Source organism: Bauldia sp. (genome assembly GCF_965232525.1).
Classification (GTDB): domain Bacteria; phylum Pseudomonadota; class Alphaproteobacteria; order Rhizobiales; family Kaistiaceae; genus Bauldia.
The window spans coordinates 589833-616640 of record NZ_OZ246980.1 but is presented as its reverse complement, the minus strand read 5'-3'; the positions used below and the strand labels follow the sequence as shown (position 1 = coordinate 616640).

Genomic DNA, 26808 nt, shown 5'->3' with positions numbered 1-26808 from the left:
CCTGACGGCCACAATCACGCGCGGCCTTCCTCTTCATGCTAACCAGGTTGCCGCATGTTTTCGCAGCTGTGTGCGCCGTTTCCAGCAGAAACTGATACGATTATGGCGTATTGGGAGCGCCCATCGCCCTGTGAAGCGGATTTTCTAGTCTCATGCGACCTCAGTTCGAGAAAGTGACCGTTCCGCCCGGCGCGTCCTGGGCGCTGCTCGATCGTCGCCTTGAGGACGGCATACCGTTCGAATGGCATTATCACCCTGAATACGAACTAACCCTGACGCTCAACAGCCGCGGGCAGCGCTTCATCGGCGACTCGGTCGAGATGTACGACGACGGCGATCTGGTCCTGCTCGGACCGAACCTGCCGCATACGTGGTTCTCGGCCGATCGATACGACGACGGACGGCCGCACCATGCTCTGGTCATGTGGTTCACCGGCGACTGGGCCAGCGGGCTCGTTGATGGATTTGCCGAGATGCGCTCACTCGGACCGATGCTGGCGGAGGCCGGTCGCGGCGTAGCGTTCTCGCCCGGTATCGCAAAGACCGCGCGGGGGTTGATTGAGGAACTGCCGGATCTGTCCGCATCGGACCGGCTGGTGCGGCTGATGAGCGTGCTGGCGCTGCTGTCCACCGACCGTGGTCGAACCGCGGTCGCTGCACCGGTGTCGGGTCGGGCGACCGTCACCTCGCCCGATCAGCCGAGAATCCAGCGGGTCCTCGATCATATCCATGCGCATTATCGCGAGCCGATTTCCGTTTCTCGGCTCGCCGAGGTCGCCGCCCTTAGCCCATCCGGGTTTCACCGCCTCTTCCGCCGCCATACCCGACTGACGTTAACGGCTTATCTGGCCCAACTGCGAATCGGCCAAGCCTGCGCGCTGCTCGCCAGCACGGATCGACCGATAGCCCACATAGCGGATGAGGTCGGATACGCCAACCTGGCTAACTTCAACCGGCGATTCCGTGCCGCCAAAGGGATGACACCACGGGATTACCGTCGCCGTTTCGCAACGAAGGGGAGCGTCGAAGCTCCTCACACCCGCATGGGCATGAGCACATAGAGCGCGTTGGCGTCGTCGTCGTCCTGGATCAGCGTCGGCGATCCGGGATCGGCGAAACGGAACTCGGCCGTTTCGCTTTGAATCTGGTCGGACACCTCGAGCAGATATTTGGAATTGAAGCCGATCTCCAGCGGATCGGTCGCGTAGTCGGCAGCGACCTCTTCGTTGGCGCTGCCGGAATCGGGATTGTTCACCGACAGCTCAACCCGGCCGTCGGACAACGCCAGCTTAATGGCCCGGCCGCGCTCGCTTGAAACCGTCGAAACACGATCGACGGCATGGCGGAACGAATCGTTGTCGACCTTGAGAATCTTCTCGTTGTCCTGGGGAATGACCCGAACGTAGTCTGGGAAGGTTCCGTCGATCAGCTTCGAGGTGAGAACGACACCGTCCAGCGTCGCGCGGATCTTGGTATCCGACACCTCCAAAATCACTTCTGCATCCGGCTCCTCGACCAGCTTCTGCAACTCGCCAACTGTCTTGCGCGGGACGATGACGCCGGCCATGCCATCGATTCCGTCCGGAGCACCGAGCTGGGCTTGGGCGAGGCGATGGCCATCGGTGGCGACCGCGCGCAGCATCGGCGTGCCGTCGACATTGACGATGTGCAGGTAGATACCGTTGAGATAGTAGCGGGTCTCTTCCGTCGAGATGGCGAATTGGGTGCGGTCGATCAGGGTCTTGAGGGCCGAGGCGGCGAGCGTGAAGCGGGTGGGAAAATCGCCGGCGGTGAGCTCCGGGAAATCCGCTTCCGGCAACACCTGCAGGACGAACCGCGAGCGCCCTGCCTTGACCTCGAGCTGTGCGCCGTCGCCGGTATCGAGCGACACCTCGGAGCCATCGGGCAGCTTGCGGACGATGTCATAGAGTATGTGCGCGGGCACCGTCGTCGCGCCGGGCTGGGCGATCTCAGCCGGGACCGTTTCGGTCACCTCGAGGTCGAGGTCGGTCGCCTTGAGCGTGAGGCTACCGTCGGCGCGCAGCAGCACGTTGGCGAGGATCGGGATCGTGTTGCGGCGCTCCACCACGCGATGGACGTGGTTCAGGGATTTCAGGAGGTGCGAACGCTCGACGGTCGCGCGCATGATGGGAGAACCTCGGTTTCAATGACGAGCCGGCGGGTTACAGCCGGATGGGGTAAAGAAATTGGCCCGGCGGCGCCCAAAGCGCAAGAGGCCGGCGCAGCGGTCCACCGCTACGCCGGCCGTGGCCTCCGTGTTGGGGTACGGCGTTATTCGTCGATCAATTGCTTCAGCAGCGCGATCTCGTCGGCCAGGGTCTTGTCTCCGGCCATCATGCCTTCGATCTTGCGGACCGCGTGGAGGACGGTCGTGTGATCGCGTCCCCCGAACCGACGCCCAATCTCCGGTAACGATCGAGGTGTCAGGACCTTGGCGAGATACATCGCGATCTGTCGTGGGCGAACGATGGTGCGGGTTCGTCGGCTCGACAGCAGATCGGCCTTCGACACGTTGTAGTGCCGGGCAACCACCACCTGTATCTCTTCGATGCGAACACGCCGTGGCTCGCGCGCGCCGATCAGATCGCGGAGGGTAATCTCGGCCGAGGTCAGCGTCACCGGCTGGCCGGTGAACTGCCATTGGGCGACGAGGCGATTGAGGCCGCCTTCCAGGTCGCGGCCGTTGGAGACCACCGACTGGGCCAGATATTCGAGCACCGGTTCGGGGATCGCGAGACCAGGATTGTGCTCCTGCGCCACATGATAGCGCGAGGCGATGATGCGCCGACGAAGATCGAGATCTGGCGCGCCGATTGCAAAGGCGACACCACCCTTCAGGCGCGAGCGCACCCGTTCGTCGAGGGTCTCGAGTTCGGCGGGCGGCCGATCCGCAGCGACGACAACCTGTCGTGCCCCGTCGATCAGGGCGTTGAGCATGTGGCAGAACTCTTGTTGCACCGACTTGCCCTGCAGGAATTGCATATCGTCGATCAGGAGGAGATCGATGGTCCGCAGGCTCTCTTTAAACGGGATCGCCGACTGGTTCCGCAGCGCTGCGACGAACCGGAACATGAAGTGCTCGGCCGTCAGATAGACCACATTGCGTGACGGATCGGTCCGCCGCGCCGCCCGGGTGGTCGCGTGCAGCAAATGGGTCTTGCCCCGTCCGACGCCGGCATGGACGTAGAGCGGATTGAACCGGTGGAGGCGGTCGGATCCGGCCTCGGCGACGGCGCGGGCGGCGGCAAATGCCAAGCGGTTGGCGCCACCCTCGCAAAAGGTCTCGAAGGTGTAACGCCCGTCAACCGGCGAGCCGCTGAAGTGGCCATCCGGTCCCTCAGGTCCGCGTGGTGGGGACGCAGCCGCGGTTCGCGGCGCGGCGGCGACTGCGGGCGGCGTCTCGACCGTCTTGGCGGAGGGCTGGGTCGATGTCTTGGGCCGGATCGCACCGCGCACGGTCAGATCGACACGGATCACCGATTTCCGCTCGGCCTTACAGAGGGTCAAAAGCCGCTCGTAGTAGTGGGACATGATCCACGACTTCAGGAAGCGCGTCGGTACGGAGAGCCGCACGGTTCCGGCGTCGGCGCCCTCGAACTCGACGCGGCCGAACCAACTGGTGAAGACATCTTCACCCAACTCGGAACGAAGCCGTTGCTTAACGCGGGTCCACTGATCTGCCTCCGCGGGCTTCGCCATCCGAGTCGCCTCCTTTCGTTCGCCGGCCTCGCCGACCTTGTTCTTGATGATGGACACCGCCGCTTGGTTGTTGGCCCCATGTGGGCGGGCGCCGGCGTCCGTTCTCGTCGTCAGGATTGTTCCCATGGTAGTCCCTCAGCTTTCCAGCTTCCCGGCGTGCCGCGATGCTGGGTGGAATCGAGATGTCCTTCGAAGCCGTGCTCCAAGTTGAAGCATTCGGCATACCCGGCGACGGTCGCCGCGATGGCCGCGTGGCGGCTTCGATTACCCGATCGGCATAGAAAGAACAGGGACGCGTCCTGGCCCACACCCCGCTCGTTCAACGCAGCCGACAGTCGATCAATAAAGTCAGGGATCACCTGACCGGTACCGAAATCATTCCAAGCGACAAGAACAGGGGCTTTGCCGATCGATGAGAGAACCGGTACGCCGACCAGCACCCATTCCGCCTTGCTCCGCACATCGACGAGTACGGCCGTCGGCTGGGTCGCCAGCGCATCCCATGCGATCCGCACGGATACATCACCGGCGTAAGCTGATCCCTCGGAACCAGACATAGTTACCCTTCCGCCGCGACCGCATGGCGCCGGCGCAGCGTCCCGTGTTGAAACGTTCGATGTACTCGAGAAGTTCTTCCCTAACGATAGGGAAGTTTACCTAAAGCCATTATTCGGGCTTTGATCGGATAATCCAGAGGTAGATGTAAAAAACGCTCGATCAACGCCCCGTACTCTTGTTCTTATCTTTGGCTGTGTTGTCCAACCATGAGAAAGAGAAAACCACAGGCCGGGTCATGTCGCAATGCCCCGATCCGAAAAATCGCTCGGAAATCTGCCCGACCCGGCCACCGCGCGAGCGACCACAAAGCGACCTGCGAGGTTAAGCTATTGCGAGTCAACGGAATCGTATTTTCGCGGCCGAACCGCATAGCCTGCAAAAAAAAATTCAGCGGCAGACCTTGACTCGCCACAAATGCCCCCGGGTTGTCCAACCCCCTCGCCCACTTGGCCGCAGAGCGTTGAAAGACAAGGAAAATGCTTGTCAGGTGGCCGTCATGCACCGACTCACGCTGGACGTTTTTCAAGCGATAGTCGTGACTTAGCCGAGAAAGCAAAAACACCAACGTTGCGGCCGCCGTGCTCCCGCCGGAATCTCGCCGCGTTTTCGCTCGGTTGTTGTGACGGCTGTCGTCGCTGAAGCGGTTTCGCGTGCTTCCGCGGCCGCACGTCCCTACTGGCGATCACCCGGCGTCGGAGAAATAGAAACGATCATCGTAGCCGATGAGACTGCCGTAAAGCTCTTCGAGCGACTCTGGCCCGGTTGGTGTTGACGCGCTCTTCAAGTCGGCAAGGCGATCGGTTGCTGTGGCCAGTCGCCGAGCGAGAACCTGCGCGATCGGAAGAAGCAATTCCGGACGCGAGACCAGCAGTTCGCGGGCGTCGTTGCGGACGTAGACTTTGGATTCCGTGGCGGCAAGGACGGTTGCGGAATGCGGGCCGCCGGTGAGAACCGACATCTCGCCAAAGAAGGCGCCGGGCGTTGCCACTGACGCGATCGCAACATCGCCCTTGCGGACTTCGAGTTCTCCTTCCAGCAGGACGTAAATCGCGCCGGAGTATTCACCCTCGCGGAACAGCGCCTCGCCTACCGCCAGCCGCTGTGGTTCCAGGTCGTTGCAGGCTCCAAGCAATGAGGACACACCGACCTCGCAGGGTCACAATTTCGAAGGGTGGCTCGCCTTTGCCGAGGGCGCTCGACGCGCGTCGCCGAACGGGATGCGGCTCAATCTCGGGCGAAGGCGGTCGGCCCGTCGTCTATCTCGTTCAGGTCGCGAGGGCGCGGACCCTTGCGGTCAGCCGGGCAACCTTGCGGGACGCGGTGTTCTTGTGCACGACGCCACGGGAAGCAGCGCGCATGATCTCGGGTTCGGCGGCCTTCAGCGCTGCCGCCGCCTTCGCCTGGTCTCCGGTGGCAAGCGCTTCTTCGACCTTGCGGATATAGCTGCGAACGCGGCCGCGACGGCTGCGGTTGACGTCCGTGCGCGCGGCGATCTTACGGGTTGCCTTCTTGGCAGATGATGTGTTGGCCATGGTCAGCTTCGTTTGGACATAACAAAAAGGCGGCGCGTGGCGCCGCCGCTCTTTCGACCGGGCTTATAGTCATCCGGCCCTCATGGGTCAACGTTGTTGGGACGGCTCGGCCGCCAGTCAGCGGTCCTTGAACTGTGGCGCACGCTTCGCCAGAAACGCGCCCATGCCTTCTTTCTGGTCCTCGGTCGCGAACATCGCGTGAAACAGCCGCCGCTCGTAGCGGATACCGTCGTTGAGGGACGTTTCGAACGACCGGTTGACCGCCTCCTTGGCCATCATCACGATCGGCAGCGACAGATCGGCGATCCGATCACCGATCTTGAGGGCCTCCTCAAGCAAATCGCCGGCCGGTACGACCCGTGACACAAGGCCGACACTGTCCGCTTCGGCGGCGTCCATCATCCGGCCTGTCAGGATCAGATCCATCGCCTTGGCTTTGCCGATCGCCCGCGGCAGCCTCTGGGTGCCGCCCATGCCGGGCATGATGCCGACAGTGATTTCCGGCTGGCCGAACTTGGCCGTGTCGGCGGCAACGATGATGTCGCACTGCATGGCAAGCTCGGCGCCGCCGCCGAGGCAGAATCCGGCGACGGCGGCGATGATCGGCTTGCGGGTCCGGGCGATCGCGTCCAGTGCCACGCCGTAGTCTTGGAGGAAGGCGTCGATGAACGACAGGTCGTTCATCTCCTTGATGTCGGCGCCCGCGGCAAAGGCTTTTTCCGAGCCGGTGATGACGATGCACCCGATCTTGGGGTCATCGTCGAAGCCGCCGACGGCGCTACCGAGCTCCTCGAGCATTGCGGCATTCAGGGCGTTCAGTACCTCCGGCCGGTTGAGCGTGATCAGTCCAACCTGACCGCGCGTTTCGGTCGCGATGGTTTCGTAAGCCATTCATCCCTCTTGAGCTCGGGCCGGACGCTGGGTTGCCGGCCGGCAGATCACTTCTGGCAGACAGGACAATAGAAGGTCGATCGGCCGGATTGAACCGTCCGCCGTACGATGCCGCGGCAATTCGGTCGTTGGCACGGTTCGCCTTCCCGGTCGTATACGGCGAAATGATGCTGGAACATGCCCAGTTCGCCATCGGCTTGGCGGTGGTCGCGAAGAGACGAGCCCCCGGCGGCGATGGCCTCCTCGAGGACCGCGCGTATCGAATCGGCCAGTCGATTTGCTCTGACCGTCGCGCCGCCGCGCGCTGTGGCCAGCGATTCCGCAAGGCGCATCGGTGATAACCGTGCCCGCCACAAGGCCTCGCACGCATAGATATTGCCAATACCGGCGATTTTGGTCTGGTCGAGAAGCAGCGCCTTCAGGGATACGACGCGCCCTTCGGCCAGCGCCGCCACATGCGCCCCATCTAAGGCGTTGCCAAGCGGTTCGATACCGAGCCGGGCGAACAGAGGCGACGTTTCGAGCCCGTCACGTTGAACAATATCCATCAGGCCGAAGCGGCGCGGATCGTTGAAGATCACCCGAGCTCCGGAGGAGAGGTCGAAGACGACGTGATCGTGCGCCTTCAGTGGCGCACGCCGATAGTATGTCGCCGCCAACGGGCTGGTGTCGTCATCGGCTTCGATGCGAAACGAGCCCGACATGCCGAGATGCATCACCAGAACCTCGCCGCTGTCGAGATCGGCGAGCAGGTACTTGGCCCGCCGGCCGAGAGAGACGATCCGTCGCCCGGTCAGTCGCTGGCGAAAGCGCGGTGGAAACGGTTTGCGCAGGTCGGGTCGGCGGACGGTCACTGTTTCGATCACCGCGCCCTCCATGACCGGCTGCAGGCCGCGGCGAACGGTTTCGACTTCGGGGAGTTCAGGCATGGATGCTTTGCTAACCCTTTGGCAGGCCAGTGACGATAGCCTGACCCGAGTGCCTGGGCTATCGTCCGCCCCGATTGGAGGTTCGACCAATGGCAGGCAATACCGCACGACCGCCGGACGATGCGGGCGAACCGGACGCCTGGTTCGGATTTCGTTCCGTGGCCATCGACGAGAAGCAATCGCTGGTCGATGACGTTTTCGACCGGGTCGCTTCCCGCTACGACCTGATGAACGATCTGATGTCGGGGGGGCTACACCGGCTGTGGAAGGACGCGATGGTCTCGTGGCTGGCGCCGCCACGCCGGGCACGGCGCCCCTTTGCCGTGCTCGATGTCGCCGGCGGGACCGGCGATATAGCGTTCCGAATCGCCAAGCGATCGGAGAGTGCGGCGATAACGGTCGCCGACATCAACGCCGAAATGCTGAAAGTCGGCCGGGCGAGGGCGGCGGAGCGGGGCCTAGAGGATCAGGTGTCGTTCGTCGACGGCAACGCGGAGCGTTTGCCGTTCGCCGATGGCAGTTTCGACGCCGTCACCATCGCATTCGGCATCCGCAACGTTCCCCGGGTAGAGCAGGCGCTGACGGAAGCGCGACGCGTGCTCAAGCCAGGCGGGCGATTCCTGTGCCTTGAGTTCTCCAACGTCGATGTCGCCGGGCTCGATCGCCTCTACGATTTCTACTCATTCAACGTGATCCCGACGCTTGGCGAGGTGGTAACCCAAGACCGCGAGTCGTACGCCTATCTCGTTGAGTCGATTCGCCAATTTCCCAATCAGGCGCGGTTTGCGGCAATGATGACGGATGCTGGTTTCTCCCGCGTTGACTACAGAAACCTGACCGGCGGAGTGGCGGCGCTGCACTCGGGTTGGAAGCTTTGAGTCGATGAACGTCGCTGCGCTGTTCCGGATGGCGGGCGCCGGCTGGGTGCTGGCGCGCGAAGGTGCGTTTGCAATGGTCGATCCCACGCCGCTGCCGGGCGCACCGCGCTTCGCGATCAGGATGGCACGGCTCATCGAACGACGCGGGATCGACGAGGAAACGCGGTCAGAGCGATTGACCGCGGCGCTGAACCGGCTCGGACCGTCCTACGTCAAGCTCGGCCAGTTCCTGGCGACTCGTCCCGACATTGTCGGGCAGGCCACGGCCGAAGCGCTCGGGCGATTGCGGGACGAGATCGAGCCGTTCCCTGACGCAGAAGCGCGCGCCATGATCGCCGAGGCGTTGGGAAGGCCTGTCGAGGACCTGTTCACCGAATTCTCACCGCCGATCGCGGCCGCTTCGATCGCTCAGGTTCATAAGGCAGAAATCGCTGACGCCGCCGGTTCGCGGGCTGTCGCGGTCAAGGTCCTGCGTCCCGGCATCCGCCGGCGCTTCCGAAGCGACCTCGACACGTTCTACCAGGGCGCCCGTATGGTCGAGCGGTTTGATCCCGCTGCGCGTCGCCTTCGACCGGTCGCGGTTGTCGACACCCTGGCGCGCACAGTGACCATCGAGATGGATCTGCGGCTGGAGGCTGCAGCGCTGTCGGAAATGGCGGATGCTTGTGCCGACGATCCTGGATTTCGGGTCCCGGCGGTGGAGTGGGACTACACGGCCCGCGACGTTCTCACTCTCGAATGGGTCGAGGGGATCAAGTTGTCCGATGTCGACACCCTGCGTGCCGCCGGCCACGATCTGCCGCTGCTTGCTCGCAGGCTGATGCAGGCGTTTCTCCGCCACGCGTTGCGCGACGGCTTCTTTCACGCCGATATGCACCAGGGCAACCTGTTCGTCGAAGCTGACGCAACCATCGTCGCCGTCGACTACGGCATCATGGGCCGGCTCAGCCCGGCCGAGCGCCGCTTCCTGGCTGAAGTCCTCTTTGGTTTCATCCGACGCGACTACCGTCGGGTCGCGGAAGTCCATTTCGAGGCAGGTTATGTGCCCGGCGAGCAGCACACGGTAGACGATTTCGCCCAAGCGCTGAGGGCCATCGGCGAGCCGATTCACGGCCAGCGGGCGCGTGACATCTCCATGGCCCGGCTGCTGACCCTTCTCTTCGAAGTCACCGAACTGTTCGACATGCAGACCCGACCCGAACTGCTCCTGGTTCAAAAGACCATGGTGGTAGTCGAGGGGGTGTCGCGATCGCTCGATCCCGATTTCGACATGTGGTCGGCATCGGAACCGGTGGTGCGGGAATGGATCGAGCGACACCTCGGCCCCGCCGGGCAACTGGAGCTCGCCGCCGACGGGGTCGGAGCGCTGGGCCGACTGGCGACGGAACTGCCGCGTCTGGCCGAGCGGGCTAACCGGTTGTCGGCGGAGATGGATCGGATGGCAGAGCACGGACTCCGCCTCGATCCGGAGACGATCGCCGGCATCGGGCAGTCGGAAGCCCGCGCCGGACGATGGGGGCGGGTTGCCCTTTGGGTCATTGCCGTCGCGGCGGCTCTGGCGGCGTTGCGCTGGCTGTTCTGAGACGGGCCAGGGAGCGGCGATCCCGGCGTTTGCAATGCCGACGGGCGCTGCCTATCGTTCGGGTAGCCTTGGTGTTCACCAGTTCTGAAACGGATCACACGTGTCCGGCAATCGGCGTATCCTTCTCATCATCGCTGGCGGAATCGCGGCCTACAAGTCGCTCGACCTGATCCGGCGGCTACGCGAGCGCCAGTTTGACGTGCGCGTGGTGATGACTCGCGCGGCCGAGCAGTTCATCACGCCGATTGCCGCCGGTGCGCTCGCCGGCAGTCGCGTTTACACCGATCTGTTCGCCGCTGAAGACGAAGCCGATGTCGGCCATATCCTCTTGGCCCGAGACGCCGACCTGATCGTCATCGCGCCGGCCACCGCCGATCTGCTTGCCCGGATGGCCGGCGGCCATGCCGATGACTTGGCCACCACCGTGCTGCTTGCGACCGACAAGCCGGTGCTCGCAGCGCCGTCGATGAACCCGTTCATGTGGCACCATCCGGCGACTCAGAGAAACGTTGGGCGTCTGAGCGACGACGGGATTCGGTTCGTCGGGCCGAATAGCGGCGAAATGGCCGAAGCCGGCGAAGCCGGCGTCGGGCGCATGTCGGAACCGCTGGAAATTGTCGCGGCGGTTGAAGCAATTCTGGCGCCGGCCGCGCGGCCACTCGCCGGCCACCACGTCTTGGTGACCTCGGGACCGACCCACGAGCCCATTGACCCGGTACGCTACCTTGCCAATCGGTCGTCCGGTCGACAGGGTCACGCCATTGCCGCTGCAGCCGCCGCCGGCGGCGCGCGCGTCACGCTGGTGTCGGGCCCGGTGACGCTTCCCGATCCCCCCGGTGTCGAGACGATTCATGTGGAGACTGCCGTCGAGATGCTCGAGGCGGTTGAGACGGTTCTGCCTGCCGATATCGCGGTGATGGCGGCTGCGGTGGCCGATTGGCGCGTCGCCGCTCCTGCCTCCGGCAAGATCAAGAAGACCAGCGGCGATGCAGCGCCCGAACTCGCGCTGATCGAAAACCCCGACATTCTGGCGACTGTCGGCCGGCACCACACGCTGCGGCCGGATCTCGTGATCGGCTTTGCAGCGGAAACTGTTGATCTTGAAGCTAACGCCGAAGCCAAATTGAAGGCCAAGGGCGCAGATTGGATTCTGGCCAACGATGTTTCCCCCGAGGATGGGGTGATGGGCGGCCCCGAAAACACCGTCCACCTGGTCACCGCTAACGGCGTCGAAGCCTGGCCAAAGATGGCCAAGACCGAAGTCGCCAGTCGATTGGTGGAGCGGATTGCCGCGGCTCTCGATCGCCGGGGAAGCGCCTGACTATGGTGGCGCTGACGGTTCCGGTCCGTCGCCTGCCTCACGGTCAAGGGTTGCCGTTGCCGGCGCCGCAGTCGGCTGAGGCGGCTGGCGCCGATCTCGTTGCGGCCGTGCCGGTGGACGACCCGCTTATCCTGCCACCTGGCGGCCGGGCGTTGGTTCCAACCGGGATCGTGGTCGAAATTCCATCCGGTTTCGAAGGACAGGTCCGCCCCCGGTCTGGCCTCGCGGTGAACCATGGGGTGACCGTGCTCAACGCGCCGGGCACCATCGATGCCGACTATCGCGGCGAGCTCAGGGTCGTGCTGATCAATCATGGCAGCGAGCCGTTCCGCATTGAACGCGGCATGAGGATTGCCCAATTACTGGTCGCGCCGGTGGCGCAAGCCGCCTTCGAGCCGGCGACCGCACTGTCATCGACCGACCGTGGCGACAGCGGGTTTGGCTCGACCGGGACTGGCGGCTGAAACACTTCGAGGGGCGAGAATGAACAACCCGGACAACACAAGCGCGCCCACACCTGGCCGTGGGCGCATATACGACTCGATCACCGACACCATCGGTGACACGCCGCTTGTCCGACTCGACCGGATCGCGGCCGTCAAGGATGTCCCCGCCCATCTTCTCGGCAAGCTCGAGTTCTTCAATCCGATTGGCAGCGTGAAGGACCGGATCGGCGTCGCCATGATCGACGCGTTGGAGGCCGAGGGCCGGATTCGACCCGGAGTCACGACCCTGATCGAGCCGACCTCGGGGAACACTGGTATCGCTCTTGCCTTCGTGGCCGCCGCGCGCGGCTACCGACTGATCCTGGTGATGCCGGAGACCATGTCGGTCGAGCGCCGCAAGATGCTGCAGTTGCTCGGTGCCGAACTCGTGCTCACCGACGGAGCGCTGGGTATGCGCGGGGCGCTGGCGCGGACCGACGAGTTGATCAAGGAGATCCCCGACGCGGTGATCCCGCAACAGTTCCAGAATCCGGCAAATCCCGAGATTCATCGTCGAACCACCGCGGAAGAAATCTGGAACGATACCGGAGGCGCGGTCGACGTTCTCATCTCCGGTGTCGGCACTGGCGGGACGATTACCGGTGCCGGTCAGGTCCTGAAGAAGCTGAAACCAAGCGTGCGGGTGATCGCCGTGGAACCCACCGACAGCCCGGTGCTGACCGGCGGCAATCCCGGGCCGCACAAAATCCAGGGGATTGGCGCCGGGTTCGTGCCCGCCATCCTCGACACCGACATCTACGACGAGGTTATCGCCATCGGCAACGACGACGCCTTCGATTACGCGCGGCTCAGCGCACGGATCGAGGGGATTCCGGTGGGCATTTCATCGGGCGCCGCGATCGCCGCCGCGGTCAAGGTTGGGACCCGCACCGAGATGAAGGGCAAGACTATTGTCGTGGTGATCCCGTCCTTTGCCGAACGGTATCTGTCGACCGCCTTGTTTGACGGTCTCGATTAGGCTCGCCGACCGCCTGCTTGAACCAGCTCCGCCAGGGTCCCATATCACCAGTCGGTCGGATGCCTTGCCAAGGGTTCGGCCAGGAAGGTCGCTTTTGGAACGAGGACCACCGGAAATGACGCGGATTTCTGCGTTTTCGAGCCCTCTGCTGCTTGGATTCGACGAGGTCGAACGGGCGTTGGATCGGCTCTCCAAAGCCGCCGGAGACGGTTACCCGCCGTACAACATCGAGCGGCTGGCCGCTACCGACGAGCGCGGCGAAATGCTGAGGATCACGCTGGCGGTGGCCGGTTTCACCAGCGACGAGCTCGATGTCACGGTTGAAGACAAAGAGCTGGTTATCCGCGGCCGGCGTGCCGAGGACAACGATTCCCGTACGTTTCTCCATCGCGGCATTGCCACCCGGCAGTTCCGCAAGAGCTTCGTGCTCGCTGAGGGAATAGAAGTCATCGGCGCTGATCTCGCGGACGGACTGTTGTCCATTGATCTGGCTCGCCCGCCTTCCGACAAGGGGGTGCGCACGATCGAAATCTCAGGGCGCGGCTGAGCCGGCCCGAAAGGAGTGTTGGTTATGGAAAACAACGAAAGACAAGTCATCTCACCGGCGGTCCTGGCCGGCCTCGGCGGCGGCAAGATCGCCTACGTCCGTTCCTTCCGCTCCGAAGAGGCGAAGGAACTCTTCCCGCAGCTTCCGCAGGTGGCTCCTGAACTGGAGCTCTGGGCGCTGCTCGGCGCCGACGGGACGCCGATCATGCTTGCCGACAGTCGCGACGCGGTTGTCATGAACGCCCACCAGAACGATCTGGAGATGGTCGCGGTCCACTGACCGCACCCGTAGCTACGCGGCGTTGGGTGTCGCGTCTTCCGTCAGCACAGCGTACAAGGCGGCGCGATCGGTTGAAGCACGCAGCTTCGCCGCGACGTCGCCTTGCCGCAGATGACGGGCGATACGTGCCAGTGCCTTGAGGTGGTCGGCGCCCGCCCCTTCGGGCGCGAGCAACAGAAACACCAGATCGACCGGTTGATCGTCCAATGCCTCGAAATCGATCGGTTTCGGCACGCGCGCGAACAGCCCGAAAATCCGTTCGAGGCCGGGAAGCTTGCCGTGCGGGATCGCGATGCCGCCGCCGACGCCGGTCGATCCCAGCTTCTCGCGCTGCAGCAGGGTGTCGAAAATCTCCCGCTCGGGCCGGCCCGTCAACACGGAAGCCTTCTCAGCGATCGCCTGGATCACTTGTTTCTTGCTGTTGGCCTTCAGTGACCCGACAATGGCGTCGGGCGAGATGAGATCGCCTAAGTCCATGACGAGAATCCAAACGCTCCCCTTCGTTGCCGTGCTTTTACCGCTGCGGCATGGGTGGACTTAACTGTTGGTGGACGTCCTGCTGGTCTGCAGAGACGGATCGACCCAGCCAATGTGACCATCGGGACGACGATAGACGACATTGACTCCGCCGTGGGCGGCATTTCGGAATATGAGAACCGGCGATTCTGTGAGATCCATGCTCATAACGGCACCACTGACGGTCATCGTTTCCAGGTTCGTGGTCTCTTCCGCGATGATTGCCGGGCTGTAGTCGGCGGCAACTTCTTCCTCGTCGTCCGGCGCGGCGATCACATACCGGGTTGCCGCTTCGGCCGGCGCCTTCTTGTGGTGCTCCTTGAGTCGCCGTTTGTAGCGCCTCAGCCTTTTCTCGATCCGATCGGCGGCGATGTCGAAACTCTGGTGGACATCCTGCGACTGGCCGTGGGCCTGAAGGACGATGCCGGTATCGAGATGGACCGTGCAATCGGTCTTGAAGCCCGATCCCTCGCGCTCCACGGTCAAATGACCCGTGAAGCCGCCGTCGAAGTACTTATGGAGGGCGTCGCCGATCCGGTTTTCCGCCTGCTCTCGCAGCGCATTGCCGATGTTCACGTTTCTGCCCGATATCTGCAGAGCCATCAGGGCTTCGAACCTTCTCTGTTTTCGGTTCTCGTCACTCTCCGAGCGGCCAAGACTGCCCAATGGCCCTGCCTCGGCGCCGGCTCGACTTGCTCTTTCGCGGGCTTCGCATCAGCCCCGCAGCCGCCCCCGGCTCGACAATGGGCGCACCTTCTATTGACCACGGTATCACAAGTCAACCGAGGCTGCAGTCGGTCTTTGCACTACGGTGCCCGGCGTTGAGCGCCGCCGCGAGAAGCCATCTACGGGGGTGTCTAGACGACGGCTTGCTTGTCGCGCCGGCGCTGGACGGAAGACGGAATCCGCATGGATTCCCGATACTTAGCGACGGTCCGCCGGGCGATGTCGATGCCCGAATCGCGGAGTGTCTTGACGATCGCGTCGTCGGAAAGGATCGAATCGGCAGGCTCGTCATCGATCAGGCGCCTGATGCGGTGGCGGACGGCCTCGGCCGAATGGGCGACGCCGCCTTCGGCCGACGCGATCGCAGCGGTGAAGAAGTATTTGAGTTCGAAGATACCGCGCGGCGTCGCCATGAACTTGTTCGAAGTGACTCGGGATACGGTCGACTCGTGCATGCCAATCGCGTCAGCGATCGTTTTCAGGTTGAGGGGACGAAGATGCTGAACGCCGTGAACCAAAAAAGCATCCTGCTGGCGGACGATTTCGGTCGCGACTTTGAGAATGGTGCGGGCCCGCTGGTCGAGGCTCTTGACCAGCCATTTCGCCGTCTGCAGGCATTCGGCCAGGAACTCGGCGTCCTTGTCGTTGCGGCCGCGCTTGACGACTTTCGCATAATAAGTCCGATCCACAAGAACGCGCGGTAGGGTTCCGGTGTTGAGTTCGATGTGCCAGCTCCCATCGCTCCCGGGGCGGACAAGAACATCGGGGATGACCGGCTGGACAGGGGCGGCGCCGAAGGCATTGCCGGGTTTGGGGTTCAACGCTTTCAGTTCGGCCAGCATCTCGGCGAGGTCGTCCGCGTCGACGTCGCAGAGTTTCATCAGGGCGGTGCGATTTCGCTTGGCCACCAGGTCAAGGTTATCGACCAAAGCCGCCATGGCCGGATCGTAGCGATCCTTGGCCCGAAGCTGGATGGCGAGGCATTCGGCGAGACTCCGGGCGCCTATGCCCGGCGGATCAAACCCCTGCACAGTGGCGAGCACAGCGTCGACGGCGTGCTGCTCGGCGCCAAGCTGTTTGGCGATCGTGTCCACATCGCTGCGCAAATAGCCGGCTTCGTCGATCTCACCGATGATCGCCCCGCCGATGACGCGCTCGGTTGGGTCGGTAACCGCGAGTCCGAGTTGAGCAGAGAGATGATCGGCGAGCGAGACTTGGTCTGCCACATAGGCTTCGAGGTTATGGTCGTCAGTGCTTACCGATTGTCGGTTTGGCATGCTTGTCCAGGATTCGGGCTGCGGCGATGGCGGCTGATCTTGCGCGCCGGGACCAGTGTCGTCCTGAAACTCGTTAGAGAGGTCGGCGTCGAGTTTCGGTTCGTTTCCGCCTCCGGTTCTGAGCGTCGAATCCAACCACGCCGGATCGTCTCCGGTCTCGGCTTCGCCGGCCTCGGCCGACGTTTCCTGTGGGGCGCCGGTCAAGCCTTCCGCATCGCCCTCCTCGGTGGCCTGGAGCAGCGGATTACGCTCCAGTTCCGCTTCGACATAGGCGGTGAGATCGAGATTGGAGAGCTGCAGCAGCTTGATCGCCTGCATTAACTGCGGCGTCATGACCAGCAGTTGGCTCTGCCGAAACTCGAGCTTGGGAGAAAGTGCCATCGTGTAGGTGGGCATGTTGCCCGGATTGGTCCGAAACTTGCTTGTCTGGACCCTTCCTACGCGATCCACGCGAATGATTAAAGACTGAACTGTTCCCCGAGGTAAAGTCGTCGCACTTCCGGGCTTTGGACGATTTCCTCCGGCCGCCCCTCGAACAGCACTTCGCCCGAATGGATGATGTAGGCGCGGTCGATGAGCCCGAGCGTCTCCCGGACATTGTGATCGGTGATCAGGACGCCGATCCCGAGGCTCGTGAGATGGCGCACCAGTGCCTGGATATCGCCGACGGCGATCGGGTCGACGCCGGTGAACGGCTCGTCAAGCAGCATGAAGGCGGGGCGGCTCGCGAGCGCCCGGGCGATTTCGCATCGACGTCGTTCGCCGCCGGAGAGCGACATGGCTTGGCTGTTGCGCAGGTGGGAAATGTGAAACTCTTCAAGCAAGGCGTCGAGTTGGTCCTCCCGCTGCGCCTTGTCCGGTTCCACCACTTCGAGCACCGAGCGAATGTTGGCCTCGACCGTCATCCCGCGGAAAATCGAAGCTTCCTGAGGGAGATAGCCGATGCCGAGACGCGCTCGACGGTACATCGGCATGCCGGTGACATCGTGGCCATCGAGTTCGATCGTGCCGTAGTCGGCCTTCACCAGGCCGGTGATCATGTAAAAAATCGTTGTCTTGCCGGCGCCGTTCGAACCCAGCAATCCAACCGATTCTCCCCGCGCGACGGCAAGACTAGCCGCATGCACAACCTGGCGGCCTCGGTAGGACTTGCCAAGGCCGTGCGCGACCAGCCAGCCGCGCCCGCCCGCCTCGGGGACGAGCCGCGACGGTGCGATGTCGTCGTAACCGTAGGGCTGGGCGCCGTTGGTCGAACGGCGTCGCGTTTTGCGTCCGAATGGTATGAAGCGACTCAACGCCCGGAGCTTCCTTTTGCCGCTCACCGGACATAAGCCGTCCGGGAACGACTGTCGAGGCTACTGTGTCGGCGTGTCCGCCGGTTTGTCGGGTTTGGCAACGTTAGGGTTGAAGACGCCCTGGATGCGTTTCCCGGGCGTCTGTTCGACCCGCGCCCGCCCGGTCGCCATGTCGATCACCAGCCGCTCGCCGACAATGACGTTTTTGCCCTGGCTGAGGACGACATTGCCAGCGAGTGTGATCGTCTGCGCGTCGTTGTCGACAACCGCGCTGCCACCGGTCACGGTCTGGTTGCCGGAGTTAACATAGACCGTGCCGGTCGCCTCCATGCGCGTGAACGCGTTGCTGTCCTCGCTGTCCTTGTCGGTGTAGAGCTTGATCGTTGCCGCCTTCATCGTCGTATTGCCCCGGCGGACGGTAACACCGCCGGCGAATATCGATACCCGCTGGGTCTCTTCGTCGAAGATCTCCAGAGTCTCGGCGTCGACCTCGATCGCCGCCTTCGATTTGGCCGAGAAACCCTTGAAGATGTCGGTCGACTGGGCAGCCGCTTGGAACGACCCCAGGCACGTTACCAGCACCACCGCAAACGGCAGGAGGCCTCCGCGCCAGATTGTCATGTCGCCGACTCCGTGACCGCCGCCGTGGTGTCAGGCTCCGCCGGCGCAACGACCGGTTCGTCCGGATCCTCCGGCGGCGTGTAGACGACGTTGACGCCGTCCTTGAAGATGACGTGCTTGCCGTCATCACGGACCACCATCGCGTTGGCGCGGACGGTTCCATGATCGGTAACGATTTCCAGAGGTTTGTTGGACGTCATCCGGCCGCTGTCGACATTGACCTGCGCGCTTTCGAAGGTCGCTTCGTACCCGTTGGTCGTATTCAACGTGATGCCATCCTTAAGCGTCAGTTTCTTGGTGTCGCCGTCGTAAATGCCTCTGGCGGCGCGGATGTTCGCCGTCTCGCCGTCCCCAAGCCCCAGCCGAGCCTTGATTGCGTGCAGGGTCACGATGTTTGGGTTGTTCAAGTCCTGAATCGCTTCAGTGGCGCGGACCTCGTAGGCGCGCTTGGTTCCCTCAAATCCCGAGATGTGCGGCCGCTCCATGGTCACGCTTTCGTCTTCGACGTTGACGCCGCTGAGGGTGATCACGACATCGCCGGGCGTTGGCGCGAATTGGACGAATGCGACGAAGCCGAGCACGCCAATCGCCGCGAGCGTCGGAAGCAACACCTTCAGCAACCGGACCCGCCGGCTATGCCGGTGGGCCTGCCGATAGTGCTGGGTGCCGCGCTCCTGGGTCGGGTCGAAGCGGATGTTCCGTTCGGACATCACGCCGGTGGCGGCGACGGTCATCGGTTCGGATGCCTCGGCGCGCCGGTGAGAGACATTGATCTCCTGTGGCTCATGGGTTGCGCTTCCGCCGATGGGGGCGCTGTAGTGGTAGCCTTGGTCGATCGCGGCTTCGTCGGTGGTCAGATCAACAAAATCGGCATCGATGACATCGACATTGTCGAAAGGCGCCGTGCCGACGTCCGTCGGCGCGAAGGCCGGGTCGTCCCAATCGCCGGCTTGGCCCTTGCCAAAGACATCCGGATCGTCCGCGTCAAGATCGACCGGTTCTTGCCGCGCGCGTTCGGCGATATCGTCTTCGTCTTGCGGGTCGGGATAGTGGCTCATCATGTTCGCCCAGGCGCGGCGAAGTTTTCGAACCTTATTGTGGACTTAACGTGACCGACCGGCAATGGCGCCGGTAACTCTAGCTTAATGGGCAAAGATGTCCTCGTCGGGCCAGCCGGCCAGGTCAAGTAGCGCGCGCGCGGGCAGGAACATGAAGCAGGCGGCGGCCAGTTCGGTGCGGCGCTCGCGGGCGAGGCGCTGGTCGAGGGCCGCCTTCAGTGCGTGAAGATAGAGCACGTCGGAAGCGGCGTAGGCGATTTGCGCGTCGCTGAGCCGCTCGGCGGCCCAGTCCGAGCTTTGCGCCTGCTTTGAGATGTCGACGTCGAGCAACTCCTTGACCAGGTCCTTGAGGCCATGCCGATCCGTATATGTCCGGGTCAGCTTCGAGGCGATTTTGGTGCAGTAGAGCGGCCCGGCCATGACCCCGAATGCCTTGAACAGAACGGCGATGTCGAACCGGGCGTAGTGGAAGATCTTGAGCTTGGCGTCGTCGGCGATCAGTGTGGCCAGGTTCGGAGCCTCCGTCTGTCCGGCGGCGATCTGGACGATGTCGGCGCTCCCGTCGCCCGGCGACAGCTGAACCAGGCAGAGCCGATCTCGGTGCGGGTTGAGGCCAAGCGTCTCGGTGTCGATGGCGACGCTGTCACCGGCATAGGCGGACAGGTCGGGGAGATCGCCTTTGTGGAAACGGATCGTCATGCCGTGGGAGCCTCCAAGTTCAGTCACCGCTTAGCGGAAGGACGCTGTTTCGGCAATCGCTGGCCCGGTCCCGACATGGCTTCGCTCTCGCCGGCGAACGGCGCGCCTAGATTGACAAGAAACCGCGCGATGCCTACAGAAACGCGGCCCATGCCCAGGTGGCGGAATTGGTAGACGCGCACGGTTCAGGTCCGTGTGCCGCAAGGCGTGGAGGTTCGAGTCCTCTCCTGGGCACCAAGCATTTTCAGGATTTAGTCCAGCAGTGGCATCGCACGAGTCGGTGACCGTAGTGTAGAACACTGGCCAAGCGCGACAGATCAATCGACTTGGCACCAGGGGACTGCGGCAAACGATGACCACCGAGCGCCCCGACTCCGATCATTGGGAGAAGTTCGCGGCCGAGTGGATCGCTTGGGCGCGAACGCCGGGCCACGATGCCTTCTGGTCTTTTCGCGAGGCTTTTTCGTCCTTTGTCGGTCAAGGCGAGGGGCGCGCCCTCGATGTCGGCTGCGGCGAGGGACGCATATCGCGCCTACTGTCGGAACGCGGCTACCAGGTGACGGCCACCGACCCGGTCCCGGCGTTTGTGGAAGCGGCCCGGGAGGCCGGTTCGGCCGAGAACTATCGGGTCGCGCCCGCGGCAGCCCTGCCGTTCAGCGACGCGGCCTTCGATCTGGTCGTCGCCTACAACGTTCTCATGGACGTCGTCGACGTTCCAGCTGCGGTGTGCGAGATGCGGCGCGTTCTGCGTTCTTCGGGCACGCTCATTGTGTCGATCGTCCATCCGTTCATCGATCGTGGGCGTTTCGAAGGTGCGGAACCGGATGCACGGTTTGTTGTGGAGGGCTCCTATTTCGGTCGATGCCGGTTCGAAGCGCTCGAAGAACGGGACGGGCTTGCCATGCATTTCGCCGGATGGTCGCAACCGCTCCAAAACTACATGGCCGCGCTCGAGACTGCGGGTCTTGCGATCACGGCGCTCCACGAACCGGTTCCGGACGAGGGGGCGAGCCAGCCACGGTTTGCACGGTGGCGCCGCTTTCCCATGTTTCTATGGGTGAAGGCACGACCGATCGCCTAGAACTCGGGCCAACTCTCGGTCTTGCTTCGAGCGCGTAATCCCCTCGACGCAGAACCTCCGGCAGTCAGTCCGCCGCAAGTTCCTCGGCGAGTCGCCGCTGCGAACCTCCTGGCGGGACGCCAATCGGAGCGAGGATGCGATAGACCGCTGGCGTCAGAAACAACGTGAAAATCGTCGCGAGCCCGAGGCCACCGACCACCACCCAGCCGACCGCGATCCGCGCCTCGGCTCCAGCACCGCTCGCCACCACCAAGGGGATGCTGCCGGCCACCGTGGAAGCCATCGTCATCAAGACCGGCCGCAGGCGGATACGCACGGCCTCACGGATCGCCTGATCGACGTCGCGCCCCCGCTGTCGCAATTGGTTGGCGAACTCGACGATCAGGATGCCGTTCTTGGCCATGATACCGACGAGGAGGAGCAGGCCGATCTGGCTGTAGTAGTTGAGGCTGCCGCCGGTGAGAAAGATGGCGAGCAGCGCCGTCCCAAGTCCGGCCGGCACGGTGATCAGGATGATCAGTGCGCTGGTCAGGCTTTCGAACTGAGCGGCAAGAACCAGAAGAACGATCAGGATCGCCACACCAAAGACGATCAGCGTCCCGGCGTAGTCCGATTCCAGGCTCTCGGCCTCACCCAGAAAGATGAGACGTCCACCGTCACCGAGAATGGCCGGCGCGATCTCAGCCAGTCTGGCGGCAGCGGTACTGAGTTCGACATCCATGCCGAGACTTGCTCGGCCTGTGACCGCAGGCTGCCGTTCCTCGCGCGTTAGCGTTGACGCCGAGACCACCTGAGAGAGCTCCGCCACTGCGGACAATGGCACGAATTGGCCGGATGACGACTTGATGAAGACGTTCTCCAGTTCGCCCTGGTCATTGACCGGCCGCCCGCCTGGCACCAGTTCGATATCAAGTGCCTCGTTGTCGACAAAAACGTCCGCCGCCGTATCGCCTTCGATCATGGTGCTCAGGGTGGTGATGACGTCGCGGGGTTCGATCCCGAGATTGGCTGCCTCTTCTCGATCGATGTCGAGTTGCAACTGCGGCTGGTTGATTTCGTTATCGAGCTGTGGGTTGGCGAACGTCGGATCCGCCGCCATTGCTTCAACCAGTGCGGTCGCCAGATCACCAATCCGATCAAAATCGTTGCCGACGACCGCGAACTGCAGGCCTTGCCCCGCGCCGCGAATGCCGAGGCTATTGGACGAACGCACCGACGCCAATGCGCCCGGGATCTGACTGAGCGGCTCTTGGATCTCGGCGACAATGTCCTGCTGGCTTCGGTCGCGATCCTCCCACAGCGCCAGTCGAACGATGACGAAGGCCGAGTTCGTGCCGCGGACGAGAGCCTGGACCGACAGGGCTTCGCCGGAGGCGATCAGCGGGGCGATGATCGCTTCCACCTGTTCGACCTGTTGGTTGGTGTAGTCGAGGCTGGCGGTCACCGGCGTGCGCAGCGAGATCAGAATCGATCCACGGTCTTCGTCGGGCGTGATCTCCTGCGGCAGCGTCGTGTAAAGCACCATCGCCGCAGCCGCGAATGCGAGCGCGACAATGACGACCGGAAACCGCCAGCGAATGATGACGTCGATCACCGAACCGAACAGCGCTGCCGCCGGCGATTGGCCGGGTTCGCCGTGGCTCGCCAGGCGTCCGCGGCCGCCCGGGTCGAAGAGCGCGCAGACGACCGGACACAAGGTCAGCGCGACGAACGACGATAAGGCGACCGCGAAGGCGAGGACGAAACCGAACTCGGCGAAGACGCCGCCGGCCTGTCCGGGCAGGAACGAGATCGGAATGAACACCGCCGCCAGCACCGCGGTCGTCGAAATCACCGCGAAGAAAACCTGGCGGGTGCCAACCGCGGCGGCGGCATAGGCGCCAAGCCCGTCCCGTCGCCGGCGCACGATGTTTTCGAGGACGACGATGGCATCGTCGACCACCATGCCAGTTGCCAGCACCAGCGCGAGCAGCGTGATGGTATTGACCGAGAAACCGCTGCCCCAGATCGCGGCGAGCGTGCCGATCAGAGCGATCGGCACGGCGGTGGCCGGCACGACCACGGCGCGAAGCGAGCGAAGGAAGAGGAAGATCACGACGACGACGATGATGATGGCGAGGCCGATGCTGATGACCACGCCACTGAGCGATCGTTCGACAAACACGCCATCGTCGGAGACGATGATCAGTTCGGTGCCGGTGGGCAACGCTTCCTGCAAATCCTCTACCGCCTCGCGAGTCGCGACCGAGATCGTCAGCGTGTTGGCGAGCGACTGCCGAATGACATTGAGCCCGACCGACGGGTGGCCGTTGACCCGGCTGATCTGGGTGTTGTCGTCCGAGGTTAGCTGCACGAAGGCTATATCCCCGACGACCGTTTCGCGATTCAGCCTGATTGCCGAAATCGCGTCCACAGTTGCCGCCGATGCAGCTGACCGCACGATCAGGGTTTGGCTCGCCGTCTCGAGCGAGCCGAGGGGCAGGTCGAGATTGGCGCTCGATAACGCTTCGCGCAGCTCGACCACCGAGATGCCATGACTGGCGAGGTCCAGCGGGGCGAATGTCACCCGGAAGACTCGGTCGTACCCGCCGGCAACCTCCACCTCGGCGACACCCTCGATGGCCTGCAACCGGTCGGACACCATGTTTTCGGCAAGCTCGGTCAGATCGACCAAGGGCAGGTCGCCGGTCAACGCCAGCCGCAGGATGGGGTCAGCGTCCGCGTCGCTTTTCGAGACGGTCGGATCTTCAAGGCCGTCGGGTAGACTGCGGGCGGCGCCGGAGACGAGTTCGCGTACATCGTTGGCCGCCACGTCGGAGTCCGTCGCACTGCTGAGATAGAGGGTCAGTCGACTGCTGCCATAGCTGGACGTGGCCGAGATGCTGTCCAGCCCCTCAAGGCGCGCCAGAGCGTCTTCCAGAACGCTGGTGACCTCCGCGTCAACCGTGCTGGGCGATGCGCCGGGATAACTGGCGCGGACGGATACCACTGGCTGCGACACGTTGGGCAGTTCGCGGACTTCGACGCCGCGCAGCGCCGCCAGACCGGCAATGATCACCAGCAGATTGATCACCAGCGCCAGGATCGGCCGTCCGACGAAGACGCCGGCCGAACCCGGATCCCGCTCGGCTGCGCTCGGCGTTCGAGGTGGTTCGCCCGGCGCTGCCTCAGCCACCGGCGTCCTCGTCCGACAGTACGCTTACTTGTGACTCGGCACTGAGCTTGAAGGCGCCGTCGACGATGATGCGATCACCGGCGGCCAGATCGCCCTCAACCCATACCTGATCGCCGTCACGGTTGCGGAAGATGACCGGCAAGGCCTCGAGCGCATCGTTCTCGTCAAGCCGCCAGACATAGGCGCCGTCCCGGTCCCACAAGATCGATACGGCGGGAACCACCGGCAAGGGATCGTCACCGATGTTGATCGTGACGCTGAACGTCATGCCCGGCAGCAGCGTATAGTCGGTGTTCTCGACCTTTGCCCGCACATGGATCGTACGCAGTTCCGCGTCGATGGCGCTGTCGAACGCGACCACGTCGCCGACAAAGAACAGCCCGCGCAATGCCGGCGTAGCGAGTCGCACCGGGAGGCCGACGGTAATGTCTGCCACCACCGTCTCAGGCACTGAAAACTCGACCAGAAGCTGGGAGGCGTCGATCAGCGTGACCACCGCCGAGCCCTGCGGCAGATAGCTTCCGACGGTGAGGTCATTGAGGTTGATCCGGCCGGCGAACGGCGCGCGGATCACCCTTCGATCATACTCGTACTGCGCTGAATCGAGCTCCGCTTGGGCCAACGTGCGAGCCGCGCGGACCTCGTCGAAGGCGGCTTCGGAGACGTTGCTGCTCGCCTGGTCGATCAGGGCCTGATAGCGATCGAATGCGGCGTTTTGCTTCTCCATTTCGGCGGTGGCGCTGGCCAGCGCGATCTCCTGGGCCTTTCGGTCCAGCGTAACGATCGGCGCTCCGGCCTCCACCGTCGTGTTGGGTGCAACGTGGACCTCGTCCACCGTCCCGGCCACGTCGGCGGTGACCACCACGGAGCGGATCGCCTTTCCGGTGCCGATCGACTGGATACGAGTGCGGGGCGGGGTGACTTCGACGATCGCGGTGGTAACGGCGATTGCCGGTGCGGTGCGCTGCGCCCACGCCTCGGGGCCACACCCGGCGAGGCTCCAGGCCAAGGTACCGGCTCCGATCATCCCGGCCGCCACGAAAGAGACCCGCCGCCCCATAAGCTCGCCTCCACAATGCCGTGAGTCGGAACTCGAGAAATACAGCATAACGAAGCCAAACCTTAAACCATTGTTGCGGTAGTTCTGTTTCTCCGCGCAAGGGTACGCCACTCGCCGAGAAGTAAGACAAGGACAGTCGGCACGAGAGCCGATGACCACACCCTAGAACGCCGGCTTGGCGGCAGATCAATTGACCGGCACCAGGACTGTTGGACCGCAAGAGCTGTCGAACAATTGCGCGCTAAGGCACCGAGAATACGGGACGATAAGACCGACGGTGAACCGCTATCGCCGCTCTGATTCTGACTCCGACCCGTCGTTCCAACGCGTCGCGAGCGGTTTGGCCGAAGCGTGGATCGCCATCATCTCCGGACGACTGTCCATCTTTGCCATGCGCGCGCCGTACCATCGCGCGGCCGGGGCAGCACTCAGCCCGTGCAACACCGCGCTGATCCATACCGCATTGACCGCAAGCCCGAGGATCTGGTCGCCGATCTCCGGCGCGATCTGTTCGACAATAAGCAACGAGAATAGTGCCGTCGCCAAGCCCCGTGGCCCGAACCAACCGAAGAACAGGCGCGTCGTTGATGAGGCGTCCGTTCCGATCAGCGACAGCCAGATGGCGAGGGGTCGCACAACGAACAGCGACAGAAGGATGATGGCCAGGCTGTCGAGCGTCAGGTGCGTTATAGCGTCGGGAACGAGGACCAGGCCAAGCAGCAGGAAGGCGGCCCAGGTCAGAAGCTGTCCTTCGCTCTCCGTGAACTCGTAGATGAAAGCGCAGCGGCCCTTGACGACGTTGCCGAAGAACAAGCCCGCGACAAATGCCGCGATGAAGCCATTGCCACCGATTTCGGTTGCGCCGAGATAGGCAGCGCCGGCGAGCGCAAGGGCTCCCACGCCCTCAAATGAATTCGAGGTGAGGTTGCGGTCCTTCGCAAACAACAGCACCCGACCGCCGACCGACCCGAAAACGATTCCGATGAGGGGGCCAAGCACCAATTGCTTGGCGCCGAACAAGAACCAGTTGGTCTGCCCGGCATCGATTGCCTCTGCCGCAATGCTGGCGAACAACAAAATCGCCGGCAGCGCCAGGCCGTCATTGAGGCCGCTCTCGACCGTCAGGGCGCGACGGACGCGCACGGGCACGATCGGGTTGGTGACAACGACCTGGCCGAGAGCCGCGTCGGTCGGCGCGAGAATGGCCGCGACGAGAGCGACCGCGGCAAGTGGCCAGGGGGGCAGGAACGGAAAAGCGGCCAGCGTTCCGATGACGATCATCAACGGCAATCCGATCGCCAACATGCGCACCGGCCAGACGTGGCGGACGCGCAGCACACGAAGATCGATCTGGGCAGCATCCAGAAACAGCACCACGATCAAGGCAACCTCGGCGACGAGATGGAGCGTTTCCCTCATCTCAGCCTGAGGAAACAGACCGGTCTCCGACAGGACCCAGCCGAGCGCCAGGAAGATCATCGGCGCCGTTATCATGGTGCGGGACATGCGTTTGGCGAGCATGCAGAATGCTGCCGTGAAGGCGGTGATGATCAGCAGGCCGGCGGTCATCTATCTGCATACTCCCGTTGGCGGTCACGG

At 63.5% G+C, this 26808-nt stretch carries 26 protein-coding genes and 1 tRNA gene; 10 read left to right on the top strand and 17 right to left on the bottom strand.

The window, feature by feature from the left end:
• Positions 1-152: 152 nt before the first annotated feature.
• A complete protein-coding gene (locus tag ACO076_RS02890) occupies positions 153-1061 on the top strand; it encodes a helix-turn-helix domain-containing protein (protein WP_421725230.1) in 909 nt (302 codons plus the stop codon).
• Here ACO076_RS02890 and dnaN read toward each other — a convergent pair.
• The 7 genes from dnaN to mutM form a co-directional block, all read right to left on the bottom strand.
• Positions 1034-2146 (bottom strand): DNA polymerase III subunit beta, encoded by a 1113-nt coding sequence (dnaN, locus tag ACO076_RS02885; RefSeq protein WP_421725229.1) that lies wholly within the window; start codon positions 2144-2146, stop codon positions 1034-1036. The two genes, ACO076_RS02890 and dnaN, sit on opposite strands and share 28 nt — an antisense overlap.
• A 146-nt stretch (positions 2147-2292) precedes the next feature.
• Positions 2293-3720 (bottom strand): chromosomal replication initiator protein DnaA, encoded by a 1428-nt coding sequence (gene dnaA, locus ACO076_RS02880; RefSeq protein ID WP_421725228.1) that lies wholly within the window; start codon positions 3718-3720, stop codon positions 2293-2295.
• Positions 3721-3830: 110 nt separating this feature from the next.
• Positions 3831-4277, bottom strand: a complete 447-nt coding sequence (locus ACO076_RS02875; protein ID WP_421725227.1) for a rhodanese-like domain-containing protein — start codon at positions 4275-4277, stop codon at positions 3831-3833.
• Between the two features lie 683 nt (positions 4278-4960).
• Entirely contained in the window at positions 4961-5419 is a 459-nt protein-coding gene (locus tag ACO076_RS02870) for a Crp/Fnr family transcriptional regulator (RefSeq protein ID WP_421725226.1), read from the bottom strand.
• Between the two features lie 124 nt (positions 5420-5543).
• Positions 5544-5810, bottom strand: a complete 267-nt coding sequence (gene rpsT / locus ACO076_RS02865; RefSeq protein WP_421725225.1) for a 30S ribosomal protein S20 — start codon at positions 5808-5810, stop codon at positions 5544-5546.
• Between the two features lie 117 nt (positions 5811-5927).
• Entirely contained in the window at positions 5928-6701 is a 774-nt protein-coding gene (locus tag ACO076_RS02860; protein WP_421725224.1) for an enoyl-CoA hydratase, read from the bottom strand.
• A 47-nt stretch (positions 6702-6748) separates the two neighbouring features.
• Entirely contained in the window at positions 6749-7630 is an 882-nt protein-coding gene (mutM, locus tag ACO076_RS02855; RefSeq protein WP_421725223.1) for a bifunctional DNA-formamidopyrimidine glycosylase/DNA-(apurinic or apyrimidinic site) lyase, read from the bottom strand.
• A gap of 89 nt (positions 7631-7719) precedes the next feature.
• On the opposite strand from mutM, the gene ubiE reads away from it, so the two are divergent.
• From ubiE to ACO076_RS02820, 7 genes are all read left to right on the top strand, one after another.
• Positions 7720-8508, top strand: a complete 789-nt coding sequence (gene ubiE / locus ACO076_RS02850; RefSeq protein ID WP_421725222.1) for a bifunctional demethylmenaquinone methyltransferase/2-methoxy-6-polyprenyl-1,4-benzoquinol methylase UbiE — start codon at positions 7720-7722, stop codon at positions 8506-8508.
• Between the two features lie 4 nt (positions 8509-8512).
• Positions 8513-10090 (top strand): 2-polyprenylphenol 6-hydroxylase, encoded by a 1578-nt coding sequence (gene ubiB / locus ACO076_RS02845; protein ID WP_421725221.1) that lies wholly within the window; start codon positions 8513-8515, stop codon positions 10088-10090.
• 100 nt (positions 10091-10190) lie between these two features.
• Complete coding sequence (coaBC, locus tag ACO076_RS02840; RefSeq protein ID WP_421725220.1) at positions 10191-11411, top strand: bifunctional phosphopantothenoylcysteine decarboxylase/phosphopantothenate--cysteine ligase CoaBC; 1221 nt, start codon at positions 10191-10193, stop codon at positions 11409-11411.
• A 2-nt stretch (positions 11412-11413) separates the two neighbouring features.
• Positions 11414-11875, top strand: coding sequence for a dUTP diphosphatase (gene dut / locus ACO076_RS02835; protein WP_421725219.1), 462 nt, complete (start codon positions 11414-11416; stop codon positions 11873-11875).
• A gap of 19 nt (positions 11876-11894) precedes the next feature.
• On the top strand, positions 11895-12875 hold the full coding sequence (gene cysK, locus ACO076_RS02830; RefSeq protein ID WP_421725218.1) for a cysteine synthase A: 981 nt from the start codon (positions 11895-11897) through the stop codon (positions 12873-12875).
• A 115-nt stretch (positions 12876-12990) separates the two neighbouring features.
• Positions 12991-13422, top strand: a complete 432-nt coding sequence (locus tag ACO076_RS02825; RefSeq protein WP_421725217.1) for an Hsp20 family protein — start codon at positions 12991-12993, stop codon at positions 13420-13422.
• Positions 13423-13446: 24 nt separating this feature from the next.
• Positions 13447-13701: a DUF1150 family protein gene (locus tag ACO076_RS02820; RefSeq protein ID WP_421725216.1), complete on the top strand. Its 255-nt coding sequence runs from the start codon at positions 13447-13449 to the stop codon at positions 13699-13701.
• 12 nt (positions 13702-13713) lie between these two features.
• Here ACO076_RS02820 and ptsN read toward each other — a convergent pair whose 3' ends face one another.
• The 7 genes from ptsN to ACO076_RS02785 form a co-directional block, all read right to left on the bottom strand.
• Positions 13714-14178 (bottom strand): PTS IIA-like nitrogen regulatory protein PtsN, encoded by a 465-nt coding sequence (ptsN, locus tag ACO076_RS02815; protein ID WP_421725215.1) that lies wholly within the window; start codon positions 14176-14178, stop codon positions 13714-13716.
• Between the two features lie 60 nt (positions 14179-14238).
• On the bottom strand, positions 14239-14820 hold the full coding sequence (hpf, locus tag ACO076_RS02810; RefSeq protein ID WP_421725214.1) for a ribosome hibernation-promoting factor, HPF/YfiA family: 582 nt from the start codon (positions 14818-14820) through the stop codon (positions 14239-14241).
• A gap of 254 nt (positions 14821-15074) precedes the next feature.
• Positions 15075-16601, bottom strand: coding sequence for an RNA polymerase factor sigma-54 (gene rpoN / locus ACO076_RS02805; protein WP_421726660.1), 1527 nt, complete (start codon positions 16599-16601; stop codon positions 15075-15077).
• A 77-nt stretch (positions 16602-16678) separates the two neighbouring features.
• On the bottom strand, positions 16679-17437 hold the full coding sequence (lptB, locus tag ACO076_RS02800) for an LPS export ABC transporter ATP-binding protein (RefSeq protein ID WP_421726659.1): 759 nt from the start codon (positions 17435-17437) through the stop codon (positions 16679-16681).
• 138 nt (positions 17438-17575) lie between these two features.
• Entirely contained in the window at positions 17576-18136 is a 561-nt protein-coding gene (locus tag ACO076_RS02795) for an LptA/OstA family protein (protein ID WP_421725213.1), read from the bottom strand.
• The gene (lptC, locus tag ACO076_RS02790; protein WP_421725212.1) at positions 18133-19194 is read right to left on the bottom strand and encodes an LPS export ABC transporter periplasmic protein LptC; all 1062 of its coding nucleotides are present in this window, start codon (positions 19192-19194) and stop codon (positions 18133-18135) included. Before lptC ends, ACO076_RS02795 begins: the two co-directional genes overlap by 4 nt.
• Positions 19195-19278: 84 nt before the next feature.
• Positions 19279-19893, bottom strand: a complete 615-nt coding sequence (locus ACO076_RS02785; RefSeq protein ID WP_421725211.1) for a ribonuclease D — start codon at positions 19891-19893, stop codon at positions 19279-19281.
• A 152-nt stretch (positions 19894-20045) separates the two neighbouring features.
• On the opposite strand from ACO076_RS02785, the gene ACO076_RS02780 reads away from it, so the two are divergent.
• Positions 20046-20130, top strand: a tRNA-Leu gene (locus ACO076_RS02780).
• A gap of 115 nt (positions 20131-20245) precedes the next feature.
• Complete coding sequence (locus tag ACO076_RS02775) at positions 20246-20974, top strand: class I SAM-dependent methyltransferase (RefSeq protein ID WP_421725210.1); 729 nt, start codon at positions 20246-20248, stop codon at positions 20972-20974.
• 64 nt (positions 20975-21038) lie between these two features.
• Here ACO076_RS02775 and ACO076_RS02770 read toward each other — a convergent pair whose 3' ends face one another.
• The 3 genes from ACO076_RS02770 to ACO076_RS02760 all read right to left on the bottom strand — a co-directional run bounded on the left by ACO076_RS02770 (position 21039) and on the right by ACO076_RS02760 (position 26778).
• Entirely contained in the window at positions 21039-24149 is a 3111-nt protein-coding gene (locus ACO076_RS02770; RefSeq protein ID WP_421725209.1) for an efflux RND transporter permease subunit, read from the bottom strand.
• On the bottom strand, positions 24142-25176 hold the full coding sequence (locus ACO076_RS02765; protein WP_421725208.1) for an efflux RND transporter periplasmic adaptor subunit: 1035 nt from the start codon (positions 25174-25176) through the stop codon (positions 24142-24144). The genes ACO076_RS02770 and ACO076_RS02765 overlap by 8 nt, the downstream gene beginning before the upstream one ends.
• A gap of 318 nt (positions 25177-25494) precedes the next feature.
• Positions 25495-26778, bottom strand: a complete 1284-nt coding sequence (locus ACO076_RS02760) for a cation:proton antiporter (RefSeq protein ID WP_421725207.1) — start codon at positions 26776-26778, stop codon at positions 25495-25497.
• Positions 26779-26808: the final 30 nt, after the last annotated feature.